The sequence below is a fragment of the Thermostichus sp. MS-CIW-30 genome (assembly GCF_054058015.1).
The window spans coordinates 17,080-34,944 of sequence record NZ_JBSRZW010000007.1 but is presented as its reverse complement, the minus strand read 5'-3'; the positions used below and the strand labels follow the sequence as shown (position 1 = coordinate 34,944).

The window sequence follows — 17,865 nt, the reverse complement described above, 5'->3', positions numbered from 1 at the left end:
TGGGTTCCATTGGCAGCTTCTATCCCCAGCTTCAGGCGCCATCCCGTTACAATGAGCGCAGGTGGGCTGCTTGTCCAACCCTAGACGAGTCATGGAGTTCTTCCTATGCTGCTGGTCGGCTCAGGTGCAAAGTTTGTACAGCAACTGGAGCAATCTGGGGCTTTGGCCATCTTTGTAACCCCAGAGGGGGGATCCGAAGGGCACTACCTGCGGCGGCTGCGCGGAGCTGGGTATGAGGTGGTCACCCTCTCCAGTAAGGGAATCGGGGATCTGGCCAGCTATTTGACGCGCATTCATGGGGTACGGCCTGCCACGCTGGGCAAATCGGAGCGGCGCACCTATTTCTTTCCCGCGTTGATCGAGCAGTATCGGGCCACCTTGCCCCCGAAAGCAAAGGGGTTGGTGTTTTGGTTTTACGAGGGGCATGTGTTCAGCCAACAGGAACTCTCCTACCTGGTGAAGCTGAGTCGGGAAGACAAGGGAGTGAAGTTTGTGGTGGAACTGGGCCGAGAACGGTCAATTCGTTGGCAACCTCTGCAGAGCGCCTGAACCTGATACATTTACGCTGAACACTGCTGAACATCACTGTTCAACTATGCAGCGATAGCATTCTGTTTGTTTCCATTCGCGTTAGCGGGACGAAGTCCAAACAGAATGGCGGTATCCCGCAAAGCTTTGAGTAGAATACCCAAAGCGCAGTTTCCGTGTCGTCTTACTACCAATTTTCTGCTTTGCTTTGGCTACCATGTTGGCAGACTCGAAAGTAAACAGAAAGATCAACTGGTAGTAATCCGTACTGAACATATTATACATTATTTTCAGTATAGTTGAGCTTATTATTGACTAGAGTCATGCTCTCTTCAGGATCCTGGAAATTTCTTTGCTACCATCTCAAATAGATGGCCTGCGGCTCAGATTCCCATCCTGCTAGCGGCTTCTTGTGCCTGTGACCTTGCCAACCGCCTCGCTGCAACAGGGTACCTGGTTTAAGCTGATCTGCGGCGCAAGTTTCCACCACTTGCCCTCGGTTCGGGAGCTGGCTTTCCTTTACACGCTGGCCGGGGCAGATTGCATTGATGTTGCTGCCGATCCGGCCATAGTGCGGGCCGCTCAAGAAGGGATCCAACGGGCACAAGCCGAAGATCCCCAGGCGGGGTTCCCTTGGTTGATGGTCAGCGTCAATGACGGCGAAGACGTCCATTTCCGCAAGGCGGTGCTGACGGCTCCCGTCTGTCCTGCCGACTGTCCTCAGCCTTGTTTGGCAGTCTGTCCTCCCCATGCCTTGACACAGGCAGCCCTTCCTGCTCAAGTCCACATCCAGACAGAGCTGTGCTACGGCTGTGGGCGCTGTGAGCCGGTTTGCCCCCACCGGCGCATTGCCACCTTCGGCTACCAGGTCGCTTTGTCAGAAGTTTTGCCGCCTTTGGTCGAGCTGGGCATTCAAGCGGTGGAGATTCACACCTGCATTGGTCGCCAGAGGTCATTCGAGCAATTGTGGGGATCCCTGAAGCCCTGGCTACCTCAGCTCCAGGCAATCTCAATTAGCTTTAACGATGGCCCGGGCCTAGAGGCTTACTTGAGGGATTTGCTGGCTCTTATGGATCCCTTGCCGGAAGTGTTGATCTGGCAGGTGGATGGCCGGCCTATGAGTGGCGATATTGGAGCTGGCACCGGCAAAGCTGCCCTAAAGTTGGCCGAGAAGGTGCTGAACATGGGCCTGCCCGGCTATGTGCAATTGGCAGGAGGAACCAACGCCCAAACGGTGCCGCTGTTGGATCCCCGGTGGCCGGTGGCGGGGGTGGCCTTCGGCAGCTATGCGCGACAGTTGGTGTCAGCCTATCTGGAAGAGCCAGCTCACAGCTCATCGGAGTCAGGATGGAATCCTGGATTGGTGGCAGGGATCCCGTTGGCAAAGCAGTTGGTGCAGCAAGTAAAGCGGCGATCCGTTGCTTTTAGGCAAACCTGTTTTTCCTGCGTTTAACGACGTTGCTCAGCCATGAGTTTCCCCGTACAGCCCTCAACCCCAAGTCCGTCGATGGATCCGGAAAGTGCTCCGCACCGCTTACGTGAACGTACCGGCTTTCCCGGCCAGGTTCAATACAGCGACGACCTGAGCAAGCTTTTGGATATCCTGCCGGCTCCAATTCGCGAGCGCCTAGAACAGCATCCTCACCTGGATCGATTGGTGGAGGTGGTGCTGGATTTGGGCCGCCGTCCCGAAGCCCGCTTCCCCGGCTTTGCCGATTACCTCTCCGAGGACGTGATCACCCGGGCCGACTTGGATCAGGTGATCAGCCGGGTTGGAGAGTTCAGCAGTGACAACCGCGCAGGCATTGCCTCTACCCTGCACCGGATCAGTGCCATTCGCAACCGCCAAGGCACAATCATTGGCCTTACCTGTCGGGTGGGTCGCTGCGTTATCGGCGTGATCAGCATGATCCGCGACTTGGTGGAACAGGGGCGCTCCATGCTGTTGCTGGGCCGACCAGGGGTGGGCAAAACCACGGCCTTGCGGGAGATTGCCCGTGTGCTGGCGGATGAGCTGGGCAAACGAGTGGTTATTATCGACACTTCCAACGAGATTGCCGGCGATGGCGATGTGCCCCACCCGGGCATTGGCCGGGCCAGACGGATGCAGGTGGCCAGCCCAGAGCTGCAGCACAAGGTGATGATTGAGGCAGTGGAAAACCACATGCCCGAAGTGGTAGTTATCGACGAGATCGGCACTGAACTGGAAGCTTTGGCCTCTCGTACCATTGCCGAGCGGGGGGTACAACTGGTGGCCACCGCCCATGGCAACCGCATCGACAACCTGATCAAAAATCCCACCCTCTCCGACTTGGTAGGCGGGATCCAATCCGTCACCCTGGGAGATGAAGAGGCGCGGCGGCGCGGCTCTCAAAAGAGTGTGTTGGAGCGCAAAGCTCCCCCTACGTTTGAGATTGCCATAGAGATGCTGGAGCGATCCCGCTGGGTCATCCACGAAGATGTGGCCGCCACTGTGGATCGTCTCTTGCGCAACCGCGAGCCGCTGACCCAAACCCGCAGTTTAGACGAACGCGGCCAGGTGGTGATAGTCACGAATGAGCGCCCGGCCCTATCTGGCCCCCAATGGCCCCCCGCCGGCAGCACAATCTCCGCAGCACGGGAGCGGGGAGGATGGCAACGCTCTGGACGGATGGAAGCTCTGCCTTCAGAGCCGCTTGAAAGTCGCTCGCAGCAGCAAGGAGAATCGGGTTTGCTCCTGGAGAGGCGAGAGGACTCCGTCCCGCTAACGCCAGCGGGATCCCGTCCTGCCCCTCAGGTGGTGGCCGAATCCAAAGCGGAATCCGGCTCTGACGAAGAAGAAGATTTGGACTGGGAGGGATCCGCCCTAGCCCCGACAGGACGGCAGCAGAATCCGGATGGGCCGCTGATGATCTACCCCTACGGAGTGAGCCGCTTCTACCTGGAGCAGGTGATCCAAACCCTGAAACTGCCGGCGGATGTCACCAAAGACCTGGATGGGGCGGACATTGTCTTGGCCTTGCGATCCCAGGTGCGCAGCCGTTCCAAGATCCAGCAGATGGCCCACTCCCGCCAGATCCCGATTCACACCGTTAAGGCCAATACTCTGATTGCCCTGGCCCGCGCCCTGCGCCACATCCTCAACATCGAAAGCGAAGATGGATCCGATTCCGACCTGGAGCTGTTCATTCGCGCCAGCTCAGGCGATGAAACCGAAGCTCTGGAAGAAGCCCGCCTGGCGGTGGAGCAAATTGTCATTCCCAAGTCTCAGCCGGTGGAACTTTTGCCCCGTTCGCCTCTGATCCGCAAGCTCCAACACCAGTTGGTGGAACATTACCACCTGCGGGCCCAAAGCTTTGGCGAAGAGCCCAACCGCCGCTTGCGCATCTATCCCAACTAGCCCCACACGATAGCGCAGCCAATAGTCCAGCTCTAGAGAACCTCTATCCATTGAGCCGTCGTGGTTAGAGAGGAAGGACTCCGTCTCGCTTCTGTGAACGGGATCCTGGGCTAAGATTTGGCTACGCCAAGTGCGGTTCCCGCTGTTGCGACAGCGTTGCAGTTGTCGGCCCAGTGTCGTAGGTACAGCAGCAGGGTGCCCTGGGCATAGCACCATTTATTGCTATAGGGATAGCTAATGACTGCTACAGAAGTACGCTGGACCACTCGGGATATCGAGGCTCTTCCAGAGAATGAATGGATCCGCTACGAGATCATCGACGGAGAACTGCTGGTGACTCGCTCTCCTCATCACAAACATCAGCACATTATCGGGTGTTTGTTCTCCGCACTGCATCGGTGGTCGCTAGAAACAGGATTGGGAGAACCCTCAATCATGCCAGGGATCCTCTTTTCCGAATTTGATAATGTGTCTCCCGATGTTGTTTGGGTTAGTTATGAGCGGCTATCACAGATTCAAGATGAAGCAGGACATTTTCGGGGTGCCCCTGAGCTGGTGGTTGAAGTCCTATCACCTGGAAAAGTTCATAAGGATCGAGACCGCTTGGCAAAACGGAAACTCTACTCTGTGCATGGGGTGCAAGAGTACTGGATCGTCGATCGGCTGGCTCAGAGAGTAGGGGTGTATCGCAGACAACAGGCCCAGTTGGTCTTGGTAGAAACGCTGTTGGCTCAGGATGCGTTGTCTTCTCCCCTGTTGCCCGGCTTTGCCTGCGCGGTTGCTGAGCTGTTTACCTCTCGATCCTAAGCTCCAGCAGTGCAAGAGCCCATCCCCGGTACTCAAGCAACGAAGAGGGCTACTGCGTACTCTAGCCGGAAAAAGTGCGGCTTGGCCCTGGCCGAAACTGTTCCGGTGTAACAAAATGTTAAGGGCAGCATTTGTACGGGGATCCCTTCTGAAGGGGCCGGTCTTTTGCTGGCTCATGACCTACATTTCGCACACCTCCAAGGACACATAGCCATGTACAACAATCGTCGTGGTTTTCTTCGCTGGCTGGCTCTCGGTTTTGGCTCGTTGGTGGGTTGGTTACCTGGGTTTACCCGGCGCCGTTTTGCCCTGGCCCAGGGAACTGCTTCTGGCTCTAAGGCTTCTGAGCCGGAGTTTGTGAAAGTTGCCACTCTGGCCGATCTCAAAGATGGCCCCTTCAAGGTGGAAAACGCCTTTGGGAAAAACACCGCCACCCTCTGGCTGGTCGGGGATCCGCAAAAAGAAGATTCTCTGCTGGCTTTGGATGCCGCCTGTCCCCATGCGGGGTGTGATGTGAACTGGCGGGGGGAGAACTTTGTCTGCCCCTGTCATGGCTCGGCTTTTGCTGCCGATGGCAGCCGTACCCGTGGCCCGGCCAAGGCAGACCTGGCCATCTACAAGGTCAAGGTGGAGAAGGGAGAAATTTTTGTAGCCAAAGCCTCATAAAGTTCTGGGCAGGCTGTGGGCTTTGAGGCCAGGCAAAAGGAGTCGGGTATCCGGATTGAGAAGACAATGGGCTGAGCTACCGAGGCTCTCCCTATGGCTCGTCCCTACCGCTATCTGTTCCTCTCCACCCCTGTTGGACCTCTGGGATCCGGGGCCGGTGGTGGTGTGGAGCTCAATCTTGCCAACCTGACGCGTGTCTTACTCCAGATGGGATCCCAAGTGCGGGTGTTGGCCCCTGTGGGATCCCGAATGGCGGAGTTGCCGGAGGAGGTGATCGAGCCGGTGGCGGGCCTTCCCCCGGCCTATGCGCAAACCCAGCGCCGCGATCAGCCGGTTCTGATCCACACCCCCTCTCTGCTGGCCAACCTGTGGCAGCGGGCTGCCCACCTGCAAGATCAGTTCGATCTAATCGTGAACTGGAGCTACGATTGGCTCTCGTTTTATTTGACGGATTTTTTCCGCACCCCGGTGGCCCACATCGTCAGCATGGGATCCCTCAGCGATGCCGTCGATCAGGCTCTAGAGCACATTGCCCATCGCTACCCTGGTCGGCTGGCGGTGCATTCGCGGGCGCAAGCCCAGACCTTTGCCTTTGCCCGAGCCGAGATGGCGGCAGGTCGGGATCCCTTTGTCTATCTGCCCTGCGGGGTGGATCTGCGCCTCTACGACTTTGTGCCCCAAGGGAATGGATCCCTGTGTTGGATTGGGCGCATTGCCTCCGAAAAGGGCCTGGAAGACTGTGCTGCCCTAGCCGAGAAGACGGGAAGGCCGGTGGTGATCCTAGGCCACCTGCAAGAGCCAGGCTACTGGCAGCAGATCCAAGAGCAGTACCCGCATGCCCAATTGGATTACCGAGGGTTTTTGCCCACCCCGCAAATGCAGCGGATCTTGGGGCAATGCTCAGCCTTGATCATGACCCCCAAGTGGGTGGAGGCCTTTGGCTTGGTGGCGGTGGAAGCTTTGGCCTGTGGCGTGCCGGTGATTACCTACCGCCGGGGTGGGCCCGCGGAAATTGTCAGCGATGGAGAAACCGGCTGGATCGTCGAGCCGGACAACGTGGCAGCTTTGGCAGAGGCTGTAGAGCGCCTAGATCACATCGACAGGAGCCGCTGTCGGCAACGGGCAGAAGAGCACTATTCCCTGGGCGCGATGGCAGAGCAGTTTCTGGCCTGGAGCAGGCAGATTGGCCGGGATCCCACCTGGGCAGCCCGCGAGGGAGGAGACAGGCAGTGGTACTATTAACTTACTTAATTCTGGCGAACTGTGTCAGACACGCAGCCCAACAACGGGAACGTTTTGACTTACGACGGGGAAACCATCATGACGACTGGGAAAGGATCTGTTGCGCTGGTGCGATCAGAGGTTCGTCGGCGGTCACAGGTTCTGGGAACGCAGGTGATCAGCCAGGGCAACGCAGCCCGGCTTGGGGTAGTCAGCGAAGTTTGGGCGGATCTGGAAGCCAAGCAGGTTCTGGTGCTGGGGGTGCTGGAAAAAGCCCTTGCCGGATCCCCCCGTTTGATGGAGCTGCGGCAAGTAACAGCGTTGGGTCAGGATGCAGTTCTTGTCCCCAGCGAAGAAGTTTTCGATAACTTGGACGATAACTTGGATTTGGAGGGCCTGAGTCGCGTGGTTGGCAGCGAGGTGGTAACCGAAGAAGGGATCCGCCTTGGCAAAGTTAAAGATTTTGAGTTCAACTCCGTCTCCGGCATCATCACGGGCTTGGTGCTCTCCAACCTTGGCCTCACCTTTTTACCCGGCTTTATCCTCAGCACCTATCTGCTCTCCACCGATGAGATTGTCTCTGTGGGCGGGGATCGCCTTATTGTTGCCGATGGCGCTGAGACCCGCCTAACCCAACTGGCCAAGGGGATTTTGGAAACCCTGGGAATCGGTAAGCCCCCTTGGGAAGCCGGAGTTAGCCCGGCTCCTGCCCTGCCCAGTGCTGTCGAGAGTCCCGCCGTTGAGGAGGATTACGAAGAAGAATACGACGAGGAATACGAGGCCGAAGAAGAAGACGTTTACGCAGAAGAAGAGCCTGAACCTGAGCCGCAGCCTGTGCGTCCACGCCCGCCTGAGCCCGCACCCGCCCCCGAACAACCGGCTTGGGAACAGGAGTATGCCAAAGAAGAGGCCCCTCCTTCTGAGCCTGCCCCTCCTCCTTCCAGCTCCACTCCTGTGGATGGTGATCCCTGGGAAGATAAGGCCGGGGAGCCCACTTGAGTTGCCGGGCTTGTATCAACTCCCCTCTGCGCTCGGGATGGTCACGTCAACCGAGAGCACGGCCCTTACCCCTGGCGCTAGGGCTGCTTCTTGCGCCAATCTTCCACTTTTTTCTGCCAAGGGGCAAAGGGATCCCCTGTCCGTCATCCCGGTAGAGCAGGATCGGCTTCGGCCAAGAAGCGCAAAGCCACCGACAAAAAGGTCTGCGGCGCTTCAATGTGCGGAAAAGCAGCCCCTGGCAACCGGTATATCGGCACCTCCGGGCGCAAAGCGCGATACCGCTCTGCCTGTTCTGGGCCGGTGAGGCGGTTCTGTTCTCCCCAGACCAGAACCATGGGCTTGGTCACCACGCGAAAGTCGTCTTCGATGGGCAAGTTGAGCTTGCCGGTGAGAAAAGAACGGGGGGCAAATTGAGCCCCCGCTTGGTGAGCTGCCTGGTAATAGTAGTCCACCACCCCATCATCCAGGGCGTAGCTGGGGGAGCATGACTCTAGTCAATAATAAGCTCAACTATACTGAAAATAATGTATAATATGTTCAGTACGGATTACTACCAGTTGATCTTTCTGTTTACTTTCGAGTCTGCCAACATGGTAGCCAAAGCAAAGCAGAAAATTGGTAGTAAGACGACACGGAAACTGCGCTTTGGGTATTCTACTCAAAGCTTTGCGGGATACCGCCATTCTGTTTGGAAACAAACAGAATGCTATCGCTGCATAGTTGAACAGTGATGTTCAGCAGTGTTCAGCGTAAATGTATCAGAACAAGCTCTGCTCTGTAAACAAGCGTACACTCCAGGGGGCGGTGATGCCGTTGTAGAAGGCCAACCCCAAAACGGGCAGGCTGAGGAATCCATAGGCAATCTGGGCCAAAGGGATCCCGAGGGCATCGGGGATGAGGCTGTTGTCTCCCAGAGGGGCGATGAGCAGCAGCTTCTGCCAATGGTGGGGCTGTAGGCGGGCCGAGCGCAGCACAAACCCTGCCGAGAGGGAATTGGCAATGACGTGACACGGTCGCCCGATCACCTGCTGGACAAAATCCCCGATCATCTCGGCATAGAGGCTGCCGGTGTACTCCAAATCTGGACGTTCTGAGTTGCCCCACCCCAACAAATCCAGAGCATAGACTTGATAGTGCTGCCCCAGCTCCGCCATAATGGCACGAAACTCATAGCTGGAGGAGCCTGCCCCAATGCCGTGCAACAACAACAACGGCTGGCCGGATCCCATGACCTTGTAAAACAGGCGATGGCCGCGCCAGAAGTGATGCCTTTCCTCTCCCGGCAGCAGGCTCTGCAGAGGCTGAGTTTGGGAAGAGATCCAAGCGTTGAAAACGGCTAGAGCACCCAAGCCGCCGACAGTAGTCCAGAGCCCGATCTTGAGAACTTGGCTCAGCTCTTTCATCCTCAGCAGCCTAGCTAGGGAACCTACTTTTTCTTAAGGCGGTAGGTGATGCGCCCTTTGTTGAGGTCATAGGGGCTCAGCTCCACCTTGACCCGGTCGCCGGGCAAGATCTTGATGTAGTTGCGGCGAATTTTGCCGGAGATATGAGCGAGCACGTTGAAGCCGTTGTCCAGATCCACTCGGAACATGGCGTTGGGCAGGGATTCGGTAACGACCCCCTCCATTTCAATGGCATCTTCCTTAGACAATGAGCCCTCCCAAAAACGACATAACAAACAACAGAACAATCCACAGCCGCGACGACACGCGCTGTTAAGAAATGAAAATATACTCCATCTCTTCTATCCTAACCGTTGCAGTCCTTCATTAGGGGATCCCTTAGGACTGAAAAGGCGTGCGATCGGTCAAAATTTCTGCTCCAGACTCGGTAACCAAGACCGTGTGCTCAAACTGAGCCGACCAAGAGCCATCCACCGTGACCACCGTCCACTGGTCTGGCAACACTCGGGTTGCCTCTCCCCCCGCATTCACCATCGGCTCAATGGCCACCGTCATGCCGGAGCGCAGCTTGGGATTGGGCAGATCGCGGGTGCGATAGTTGGGAAACTGCGGCTCCTCGTGCAGGTTGCGCCCCACCCCGTGACCGACATACTGCTTCACCACAGAATAGCCCCGCCCCTCGATGTAATCTTCAATGGCACCCGAGACATCCTGAAGCCAAACGCCGTGGCGCACGTGGTCGATGCCCGTCTGCAGGGCTTTGGCCGCAGTATCGATCAGATCCCGAGCTGCGTCGCTCAGGGGTTCCAGGCCGATGGTGATACAGGAATCCGCATGCCAGCCCTCGACGATGGCGCCAAAATCCACTTTGACCACATCTCCCGGCTGCACCACTTTGCGGGGACTGGGGATCCCGTGCACCACCTCATGGTTGACACTGACACAAACGCAGGCGGGAAAGCCGTAGTAGCCCTTGAAACTGGGCAAAGCATTGAGTTGGGCCACCCGTCTCTCAGCATAGGTATCGATATCTGCCGTAGTCCAGCCCGGCTCTAGGCGCTCCGCGATCTCCTGCAATACTTGGGCCACCACCCGACCGGCCCGCCGCATTTTCTCCACTTCGCGGCGAGATTTGATCTCAATAAGCTGCATGCCCCGCCGCTGGGGGGAATTTCCAGCTCCTGCTCTAATCACGCCGTCCTCCTGAAGCCTTCCAGAAGAGCCTGCAGATGTTCCTGTACGGATTCCACCGGCTGGTTGCCGTTGACCCGTTGCAAGCGCCCCTTGGACTCATAAAAATCGATCAGGGGAGCCGTCTGCTGCCGATAGACCTCCAGCCGCTTGAGAATCACTGACCGATCCGCATCATCGCTGCGCCCCTGTTCCTTGCCCCGGGCCAGCAGCCGGGCCACCACCACCTCATCCGGCACCTCCAAGTTGAGGACGTAGTCGTAATCTTGTCCCAGCTCTTGCAGCAGCTCTTCCAAGGCTTCTGCCTGGGCTAAGGTGCGAGGAAATCCATCCAGGATCCAACCCTGCTCCGGAGACTGCTGCAACTGCCCCTTCACCATCCCGATCAGCACCTCGTCAGGCACCAGCTCTCCCGCATCCATGTAAACCTTGGCCTGGCACCCCAGGGGCGTTTGGGCTTTCACCTCGGCCCGCAACAGATCGCCTGTGGAAATTTTGGGCGTGTGGTAAATGGCCGCCAGCCGCTCCGCCTGTGTACCTTTGCCCGCCCCCGGCGGCCCCAGAAAGATCAACCTCGGCACTACTGTTTGACCATCCCTTCGTAGCGTTGTGAGATGACATAAGTCTGGATCTGCTTGGAGGTCTCGATCGCCACCCCCACCAAAATCAGTAGCGAGGTCGCCCCCAAACCTTGGAAAGTGGTGATGCCGGTTGCCCGTTCCACCGTCGTCGGGATGATGGCCACCGCGCACAGGAACAAAGCCCCCAGCAGCGTCAGGCGGTTGAGGATCCCTTCGACATACTCGGCAGTGGCCTTGCCCGGGCGTACCCCTGGAATGCTGGCCCCCATCTTCTTCAAGTTTTGAGCCAGATCCACCGGGTTGATGAGCAAAGAGGCGTAGAAGTAGCTGAAGAAGAGGATCAGCACGAAATAAAAAGGAATGTAGAACCAGGAGGTGGGGGATAGGAAGTTGGCCACTTGCACCAAAGTCAGGTTTTGGGTGTACTGGGCCAGGGCCAGAGGCAGGGACATCACCGAGTAGGCAAAGATGATCGGCATCACCCCCCCTTGGTTTAGCCTCAGGGGCAGATAGCTTTTCTGCTCGCGGAACAGCTTGTTGCCCACCTGGCGCTTGGCGTAGACGATAGGGATCTTGCGGCTGCCTTCTTGGACAAAGACAATGCCGACAATGGTGACCAAAAAGATTGCCAGCAACAGCAAGATGCCACCGATGGTGCTGCTATCGGCACGGGCCAGGCTAATAGTCTGTCCGAGGGCACGGGGCAGAGTGGCAACAATGTTGACGAAGATCAAGAGCGAAGGGCCACTTCCCACCCCCTTCTCCGTGATCATCTCTCCCAGCCACATCACAAACATGGATCCTGCCGCCAGAGCCAAGGTGGTGGAGGCCATGAAGGCCAACTCATTGGTGGTACTGGCAAACTCCCGCACCCAAAAGGAAATGCCAATGCCCTGGATGATGGCCCAAACCAAGGTGACATAGCGGGTGTACTGAGAAATCTGCCGCCGCCCCTGTTCTCCCTCGTTTTTCTGCAGGTTCTCCAAGGCTGGAATGGCCGAGACCAGCAACTGCATGATAATTGAGGCGTTGATGAAGGGCAGGATCCCAAGGGCGAAAATTCCCAAAGCAGAAATCCCCCCGCCGGAGAAGACATCCAGCAAGCCAAACACAGGGCTGTTGGCAGCTTCGGCAGCAAAGCGGGCCCGATCGATACTGGGAATGGGGATGTAAATGCCCAGTCTGACCAACAGCAGCAAGCCCAAGGTGAGAAACAGACGGCTGCGCAGGCCAGAGGCCATAGCCATCTGCATAAAGGTCTCTTGGGCAGAGGGGGCGGAACCTCGTGTGTCAACCATAGGGAAGAGAATCTCGCGGGAGCAAAAGGTAAGGTGAGCTATCTACCACTCTACGCTGCCGGTGGTGCAGTCGGCAAAATCAAAGCAAAATCAAAAAAGTGCAACTCAGCGCCACCCGGCAGAAGCCGGCCAGAGCAACGGGAAGAAGGGGTTTAGGATCCCAAGATTTCCACCCGACCTCCGGCTGCCTCGATCTTGGCTTTGGCTGAAGCGGTAATAGCCGCCGCCCTGATCGTCAGGGGCACGCTGACTTCCCCATCCCCCAAGATCTTCAGCGGGCCATCGTTGGTGGTGACGATCCCTCGTTCCATCAGGCTTTCCAGGCTGACCTCGCTGCCGGCAGGCAGATCCGCCAAGGCGCGCAGGTTAACCAGGGTGTATTCCAGACGCCGCCTGTAGCGAGGGAAATGCTTAAGCTTGGGTAAACGCCGGTAGAGGGGAGTCTGCCCCCCTTCAAAGCCGGGTCGTGTACCACCCCCCTTGCGGGCCTTTTGCCCCCGCATCCCCTTGCCACAGGAGGCCCCCTGCCCGGCAGAAACGCCACGACCTAGCCGCCGCCGCCGCCGCGTCGAACCTGCTTGAGGCCGAATGTCTTCCAGTCGCATGTCTACCTCTGGCTCACTTGCTCGATATACCTGTCCATCACTTGCCCAATAGGCGGCGCACATCGATGTCTCGGTCTTGGGCCACCTGCTTAAAGGTACGCATCCGCCGCAGCGCATCGATGGTAGCACGGGCATTGTTGAGGGGGTTGCTGGATCCCAGTTGCTTGGCCAAGCTGTTGCGTACTCCTGCCAGCTCCAGAACGGTGCGGACTGCCCCCCCTGCGATGACGCCTGTGCCGGGAGCTGCTGGCATGACCAAGACAGTGGCACCGCCGCCTGCCCCCTGCATGGGATGGGGTACGGACAAACCTTTGGTGAGGGGCACCTCAATGAGGTGCTTTTTACCGTCCACAACCCCCTTGCGTACTGCTCCAATCACGTCGTTGGCTTTGCCTACGCCAACCCCGACTTGGCCGCGCTCGTTGCCGACCACCACCACAGCGCGGAAGCTCAACTTCTTGCCGCCCTTGACCACCTTGGTGACGCGGCGAATCTGGATGACCCGCTCTTGCCACTCGGTGGGTTGCTCTTCGCGGTTTTTTTTGCTTCTGCGACGTTCCCTCTGCTCAGCCATGTGCTATGTCCTCAGTAGCTAGAACTGTAACCCTGCTTCTCGGGCAGCTTCTGCCAAAGCCTGAACGCGCCCGTGATAGAGCTTGCCCCCCCGATCGAAAACCACGCGGGAAATGCCCATCTGTAAGGCTCGTTCGGCAACTGAGCGGCCCACCAAGGCAGCCGCTTCTTGAGTAGCCGTCCCGGTTTCTTTGAATTTTTCGCGCAGCTCCCTGTCCAAGGTGGAGGCGGAGGTTAAGGTATGCTGGGCTACATCGTCGATCACCTGGGCGTAGATGTGTCGATGGGAGCGAAACACGGCCAGGCGAGGCCGCTCGGCAGTGCCGAAGACTTTGCGGCGAATGCGTCGATGACGACGTTGGGTGGTGATTTTGCGGCTGGCTTTCATAGGACTCCGTCCCGCTTTCGCAATGGGCTATTTACTTCTTCGCTTTCCCGGATTTACCCGCCTTGCGGCGAACTTGTTCCCCTAGATAACGGATCCCTTTCCCCTTGTAGGGCTCTGGGGGCCGGACGGCTCGGATACGGGCAGCAGTATTGCCCACCAGTTCTTTATCTGTGCCTGAGACAACAATGATGTTGTTTCCCTCAACGGCAATTTGGATGCCGGGGGGAAAGGGGATCTCCACAGGGTGACTGTAGCCGACGTTCAAAACCAACTTGCTGCCTTGGATGGCAGCCCGGTAGCCCACGCCCACCAATTCCAGCCGCCGCTCAAATCCCTTGGATACTCCATCGACCATGTTGGCGACCAAGGTGCGGCAGAGGCCGTGCAGTTGGCGGGCAGGACGAGAATCGTTGAGACGGCTGACCGTGAGCATCTGAGCGTTTTGCTGGACTGTGATCAAGGGCGGCAAACTGCGGGACAGTTGACCTTTCGGGCCTTTCACTGCAATGTGTTGGCCGTCGATCTGGATCTCCACCTTGGCAGGAAGGGCGATGGGGCGTCTACCGATACGGGACATGGGAAAAACTCCTGACCAGAGAAAACTTAAGGTCTAGTAGACAAGACAGAGGACTTCACCACCAATGCCCTGCTTACGAGCCTCCCGGTCGGTCATAATGCCGTTGGAGGTGGAGATGATGGCGATCCCAATTCCTCCCAGCACTCGGGGCAGCTCTTTGTGGTTGCGGTAAACCCGCAGGCCGGGTCGGCTCACCCGCTTTAAGCCATTGATGATGGGCCTGCAGTTGCGGCCTTTGCCCTTGTACTTCAATCGCAACACCACTCGGGCTTGGATCCCTTCTCCCTCCTCCTTCCATTCGCTGACGAACCCTTCCTCATGAAGAACGCGAGCGATGCTGCGGGTCATGCGGGTGGCCGGAACTGCCACCGACTCGTGCCGAGCCATGGTGGCATTGCGAATGCGGGTGAGCATATCGGCGATCGTGTCGTTGGTGTGGGCCATCAGTGCTCCTCGGAAGATCAATCAAGGAAACTCAGGGTGGGCAAAGCTAAGAGGCAAAGGGCATGCCAAAGGCTTTGAGCAGGGCACGGCCCTCTTCGTCGGTTTTAGCAGTGGTCACAATTGAAATATCCATACCTCGCAACTGATCTACAGAGTCATAGTTGATTTCGGGAAAAATCAGTTGTTCGCGGATGCCCAGGGTGTAGTTGCCTCGTCCATCAAAGGCTTTGGGGCTGACGCCGCGGAAGTCACGGATACGGGGCAGAGCAATGTTGATCAGGCGATCCAAAAACGCATACATGCGCTCCCGCCGTAGGGTTACCATCAGGCCAACCGGCATGCCCTTGCGAATCTTGAAGCTGGCAATTGCCTTTTTGGCGCGGGTGATCACCGGACGCTGACCGGTGATGGCGCTGATCTCGGCAATGGAGGATTCCAGAGCCTTGGCATTTTGGGAAGCTTCCCCCAAGCCGCGGTTGATCACGATCTTCTCCAGGCGGGGCACCTGGTGGATGTTGGTGTAGCCCAACTCCTTTTGCAGCTTGGGGACGATGACGGTGTTGTAGTGGATTTGCAGACGCTGGGGCATGGTGGCTTCTCCTTGTGGCTCTGGGCTGGGTCAGAGCCAAACCAATGGTGGAAAGGGATCAAAAGCTTAGTCGAGAATCTCACCCGTTTTCTTAAGGACGCGAACCTTGCGACCATCGGCGGTGATTTGATAGCCGATACGGCTGGCCACCTCCTGCTTCTTGGAATAGGCCATCACTTTGCAGACGGGAATGGGAGCTTCCTTGGTCTCAATTCGGCCACTTTCCCCTTCTCGCTGGGGTTTACGGTGGTAGGTAACAATGTTAACCCCTTCCACCAAAACCATGTTGCGCTCGGGAAAAACGCGCAGCACCTCGCCGATTTTGCCTTTGTCATCGCCGGAGATCACCTGCACGGTATCCCCTTGCTTGATACACATTTTGTAGCGCAGGCTGTTGCGGTGCTTGCGAATGCCGGGGCGCCGAACTAGGCGCTGAATTTGGCTGGGTTTGAGGGGGCGAACCATCAGAGTACCTCCGGGGCCAGGGAGATGATCTTGGTGAAGTTTTTCTCCCGCAGCTCGCGGGCTACAGGGCCGAAAACACGAGTTCCACGGGGATTGCCATCATTGTTGATGATCACGGCGGCGTTGTCGTCGAAGCGGATGCACATGCCGTCAGGGCGACGTACCGTATCGACGGTGCGGATAACAACGGCCTTGACAACATCGGATTTTTTGACGGGCATGTTGGGCAGGGCATCCTTGACGACACCAATGATCACATCGCCCAAGCTGGCGTAGCGACGGCCACTGCTGCCCAGCACGCGAATACACATCATCTTGCGAGCACCGGTGTTGTCGGCCACCGTCAGCATAGTTTGCTGCTGAATCATAGTTTCTTCACCTCCCTCAGGATTTCGGCAACTTGCCAACGCTTGGTGCGGCTAAGGGGACGGGTTTCCGTGATGCGCACCAGATCCCCTTCTTGACAGCGGTTTTCCTCGTCGTGGGCCTTAAACTTCTTGGTCTTGACGACGATCTTGCCGTACTTCGGGTGAGCAACTCGATTTTCCACAGCAACAACCACCGTTTTTTGCATCTTGTTGCTGACAACAATGCCAATCTTCTCCCGAACAGCCATTACTCCTCCTTGGTTGGGCGTTTGCCCCGCTTACGCTCTCCCTCCACAATTAGTAGTTGCGCCAGCTTGTGTTTGCGCAGCCGGATGAGATGGGGCTGGTTCAACTGCCGCGTGGCCTGCTGCAAACGCAGCTCAAACAGCTCTTTCTTGACGGCGTAGATTTCGTTGCTCAGCTCTTCGTCCGATAAAGCACGGGCATCAGCAATTTTGGGCATGGGCATGGCTGAACTCTCCTCATACACTGCTGGTGGCCACCTCTGAAGCCGTTGCCTGGGCGGGCTCTGGCTTTTCAAAGTCGGCTTTGGTTACAAACTTGACCTTAATGGGCAGCTTCTGGGCGGCAAGGCGCATGGCCTCGCGGGCGATAGGCTCTGCCACTCCCCCCATTTCGAAGAGGATACGGCCCGGCTTGACGACACAAACCCAGTACTCAGGGTTGCCTTTGCCGGATCCCATGCGGGTTTCCGCGGCTCGCTGAGTAACGGGCTTGTCGGGAAAGATGCGAATCCAGATTTGGCCGCCCCGCCGAACATAGCGGGTCATGGCTCGACGGCTGGCCTCGATCTGTCGAGCTGTAATCCAGGCGGGTTCTAGGGCCACAAGGCCGTATTCCCCAAAGTTGATGCGGTTGCCACGGGTCGCTTTGCCTTTCATGCGCCCGCGCTGTTGCTTGCGGTACTTGGTGCGTTTGGGGCTTAACATGGCCGTTCCTTAAGTCAACTGCGATAGGGATCCCTGGACGTTCCGGTGTTGGCCCTCAGGCCTCCTGAGCCGAGCGATCTTCAAAGGTGGGCCGCCGCCGCTGCTGCCGACGTTTGGGCTGTTGCAGGGGAAACTTCTGTTCGTGGCGTTCCTGCCCGGGCAGAACTTCCCCTTTGAAGACCCAGACCTTGACCCCGATGATGCCGAAAGTGGTGTGGGCGAGGTGCTCGGCGTAGTCGATGTCGGCCCGCAAAGTATGCAAAGGGATCCGCCCCTCCCGCGTCCATTCGGTGCGGGCAATCTCGGCCCCGTTGAGACGCCCGGCAATTTGGATTTTGATCCCTTGTACGCCTGCCCGCTGGGCCCGTTGGATTACCTGGCGCACGATGCGGCGAAAAGCAATCCGCCGTTCCAACTGTTGGGCGATATTTTCCGCCAGCAAGGTCGCTTCGGCGTCGGCACGGGTGACCTCTACTACATTGATGCGAATGGTTCGTTCGCCGCCACCTCGTGAACCAGGGCTTTGTCCCGCTAGCGCGGACAGCTCTTTCTGTAGACCTTGGCGCAAAGTCTCTAGGCCGGATCCGCCCCGACCCACAACTACCCCAGGGCGAGCAGCCCGGATCTCCAGGTCAATTTGATCCGCTTTGCGCTCGATTTGGATATCGGCCAAACCAGCACTGCTCAGTTGCTTGGTCAGGTAGGTGCGAATCTGGTCGTCCTCCTGTAACAAGGCTGGGTAGCGGGCTGGATCGGCAAACCAGCGGCTGCGATGCTCCTTAATCACGCCGAGGCGGAAACCGGTGGGGTGGATCTTCTGTCCCATGGTGGTG

25 protein-coding genes are annotated in these 17,865 nt (G+C 57.7%); 7 read left to right on the top strand and 18 right to left on the bottom strand.

The genetic code is table 11. The features are described from left to right. Nucleotides 1–105 precede the first annotated feature (105 nt). The 7 genes from ndhN (at nt 106) to ACVWXW_RS04580 (ending at nt 7,600) form a co-directional block, all read left to right on the top strand. Complete coding sequence (gene ndhN, locus ACVWXW_RS04610; protein WP_414344253.1) at nt 106–549, top strand: NAD(P)H-quinone oxidoreductase subunit N; 444 nt, start codon at nt 106–108, stop codon at nt 547–549. A 391-nt stretch (nt 550–940) separates the two neighbouring features. Continuing rightward, nucleotides 941–1,981 (top strand): Light dependent period protein LdpA domain-containing protein, encoded by a 1,041-nt coding sequence (locus ACVWXW_RS04605; protein ID WP_457403003.1) that lies wholly within the window; start codon nt 941–943, stop codon nt 1,979–1,981. Between the two features lie 54 nt (nt 1,982–2,035). Further along, nucleotides 2,036–3,907, top strand: a complete 1,872-nt coding sequence (locus tag ACVWXW_RS04600; RefSeq protein ID WP_457403056.1) for a R3H domain-containing nucleic acid-binding protein — start codon at nt 2,036–2,038, stop codon at nt 3,905–3,907. A 237-nt stretch (nt 3,908–4,144) separates the two neighbouring features. Continuing rightward, the gene (locus tag ACVWXW_RS04595) at nt 4,145–4,714 is read left to right on the top strand and encodes a Uma2 family endonuclease (protein WP_457403002.1); all 570 of its coding nucleotides are present in this window, start codon (nt 4,145–4,147) and stop codon (nt 4,712–4,714) included. Nucleotides 4,715–4,927: 213 nt separating this feature from the next. Further along, nucleotides 4,928–5,380 carry a QcrA and Rieske domain-containing protein gene (locus tag ACVWXW_RS04590; protein WP_414330183.1) on the top strand — a complete coding sequence of 151 codons (453 nt, stop codon included), beginning with the start codon at nt 4,928–4,930 and terminating at the stop codon, nt 5,378–5,380. A gap of 93 nt (nt 5,381–5,473) precedes the next feature. Next, a complete protein-coding gene (locus tag ACVWXW_RS04585) occupies nt 5,474–6,622 on the top strand; it encodes a glycosyltransferase (protein ID WP_414384084.1) in 1,149 nt (382 codons plus the stop codon). A 108-nt stretch (nt 6,623–6,730) separates the two neighbouring features. Further along, nucleotides 6,731–7,600 carry a PRC-barrel domain-containing protein gene (locus ACVWXW_RS04580; protein WP_457403001.1) on the top strand — a complete coding sequence of 290 codons (870 nt, stop codon included), beginning with the start codon at nt 6,731–6,733 and terminating at the stop codon, nt 7,598–7,600. 143 nt (nt 7,601–7,743) lie between these two features. Here ACVWXW_RS04580 and ACVWXW_RS04575 read toward each other — a convergent pair whose 3' ends face one another. The 18 genes from ACVWXW_RS04575 to rpsC all read right to left on the bottom strand — a co-directional run bounded on the left by ACVWXW_RS04575 (nt 7,744) and on the right by rpsC (nt 17,858). After that, nucleotides 7,744–8,052: an alpha/beta fold hydrolase gene (locus tag ACVWXW_RS04575; protein ID WP_457403000.1), complete on the bottom strand. Its 309-nt coding sequence runs from the start codon at nt 8,050–8,052 to the stop codon at nt 7,744–7,746. Nucleotides 8,053–8,358: 306 nt separating this feature from the next. Further along, nucleotides 8,359–9,003, bottom strand: a complete 645-nt coding sequence (locus ACVWXW_RS04570) for an alpha/beta fold hydrolase (protein WP_457402999.1) — start codon at nt 9,001–9,003, stop codon at nt 8,359–8,361. 23 nt (nt 9,004–9,026) lie between these two features. Further along, on the bottom strand, nt 9,027–9,251 hold the full coding sequence (gene infA / locus ACVWXW_RS04565; RefSeq protein ID WP_011434173.1) for a translation initiation factor IF-1: 225 nt from the start codon (nt 9,249–9,251) through the stop codon (nt 9,027–9,029). A 130-nt stretch (nt 9,252–9,381) separates the two neighbouring features. Then, nucleotides 9,382–10,155 carry a type I methionyl aminopeptidase gene (map, locus tag ACVWXW_RS04560; protein WP_414349590.1) on the bottom strand — a complete coding sequence of 258 codons (774 nt, stop codon included), beginning with the start codon at nt 10,153–10,155 and terminating at the stop codon, nt 9,382–9,384. Nucleotides 10,156–10,193: 38 nt separating this feature from the next. After that, on the bottom strand, nt 10,194–10,775 hold the full coding sequence (locus ACVWXW_RS04555; protein WP_457402998.1) for an adenylate kinase: 582 nt from the start codon (nt 10,773–10,775) through the stop codon (nt 10,194–10,196). Next, nucleotides 10,775–12,073, bottom strand: a complete 1,299-nt coding sequence (gene secY, locus ACVWXW_RS04550; RefSeq protein WP_457402997.1) for a preprotein translocase subunit SecY — start codon at nt 12,071–12,073, stop codon at nt 10,775–10,777. The genes ACVWXW_RS04555 and secY overlap by 1 nt, the downstream gene beginning before the upstream one ends. Nucleotides 12,074–12,225: 152 nt before the next feature. Next, on the bottom strand, nt 12,226–12,678 hold the full coding sequence (gene rplO, locus ACVWXW_RS04545) for a 50S ribosomal protein L15 (RefSeq protein WP_457402996.1): 453 nt from the start codon (nt 12,676–12,678) through the stop codon (nt 12,226–12,228). A gap of 37 nt (nt 12,679–12,715) precedes the next feature. Beyond that, nucleotides 12,716–13,252 (bottom strand): 30S ribosomal protein S5, encoded by a 537-nt coding sequence (gene rpsE, locus ACVWXW_RS04540; protein WP_011434168.1) that lies wholly within the window; start codon nt 13,250–13,252, stop codon nt 12,716–12,718. A gap of 18 nt (nt 13,253–13,270) precedes the next feature. Further along, a complete protein-coding gene (rplR, locus tag ACVWXW_RS04535) occupies nt 13,271–13,639 on the bottom strand; it encodes a 50S ribosomal protein L18 (protein ID WP_414328929.1) in 369 nt (122 codons plus the stop codon). Nucleotides 13,640–13,670: 31 nt separating this feature from the next. Then, nucleotides 13,671–14,216, bottom strand: coding sequence for a 50S ribosomal protein L6 (rplF, locus tag ACVWXW_RS04530; RefSeq protein WP_011434166.1), 546 nt, complete (start codon nt 14,214–14,216; stop codon nt 13,671–13,673). 33 nt (nt 14,217–14,249) lie between these two features. Then, nucleotides 14,250–14,660 (bottom strand): 30S ribosomal protein S8, encoded by a 411-nt coding sequence (gene rpsH / locus ACVWXW_RS04525; protein WP_011434165.1) that lies wholly within the window; start codon nt 14,658–14,660, stop codon nt 14,250–14,252. Between the two features lie 46 nt (nt 14,661–14,706). Further along, nucleotides 14,707–15,249 (bottom strand): 50S ribosomal protein L5, encoded by a 543-nt coding sequence (gene rplE, locus ACVWXW_RS04520; RefSeq protein ID WP_414328930.1) that lies wholly within the window; start codon nt 15,247–15,249, stop codon nt 14,707–14,709. 66 nt (nt 15,250–15,315) lie between these two features. Beyond that, on the bottom strand, nt 15,316–15,714 hold the full coding sequence (gene rplX, locus ACVWXW_RS04515; RefSeq protein WP_414349594.1) for a 50S ribosomal protein L24: 399 nt from the start codon (nt 15,712–15,714) through the stop codon (nt 15,316–15,318). Next, entirely contained in the window at nt 15,714–16,082 is a 369-nt protein-coding gene (gene rplN / locus ACVWXW_RS04510; protein ID WP_011434162.1) for a 50S ribosomal protein L14, read from the bottom strand. The genes rplX and rplN overlap by 1 nt, the downstream gene beginning before the upstream one ends. After that, a complete protein-coding gene (rpsQ, locus tag ACVWXW_RS04505) occupies nt 16,079–16,330 on the bottom strand; it encodes a 30S ribosomal protein S17 (protein ID WP_011434161.1) in 252 nt (83 codons plus the stop codon). Before rpsQ ends, rplN begins: the two co-directional genes overlap by 4 nt. Next, entirely contained in the window at nt 16,330–16,551 is a 222-nt protein-coding gene (gene rpmC / locus ACVWXW_RS04500) for a 50S ribosomal protein L29 (protein ID WP_457387575.1), read from the bottom strand. Before rpmC ends, rpsQ begins: the two co-directional genes overlap by 1 nt. Before the next feature lie 13 nt (nt 16,552–16,564). Further along, on the bottom strand, nt 16,565–17,032 hold the full coding sequence (gene rplP, locus ACVWXW_RS04495) for a 50S ribosomal protein L16 (protein WP_011434159.1): 468 nt from the start codon (nt 17,030–17,032) through the stop codon (nt 16,565–16,567). Between the two features lie 55 nt (nt 17,033–17,087). Then, nucleotides 17,088–17,858: a 30S ribosomal protein S3 gene (gene rpsC / locus ACVWXW_RS04490; protein WP_457385386.1), complete on the bottom strand. Its 771-nt coding sequence runs from the start codon at nt 17,856–17,858 to the stop codon at nt 17,088–17,090. Nucleotides 17,859–17,865: the final 7 nt, after the last annotated feature.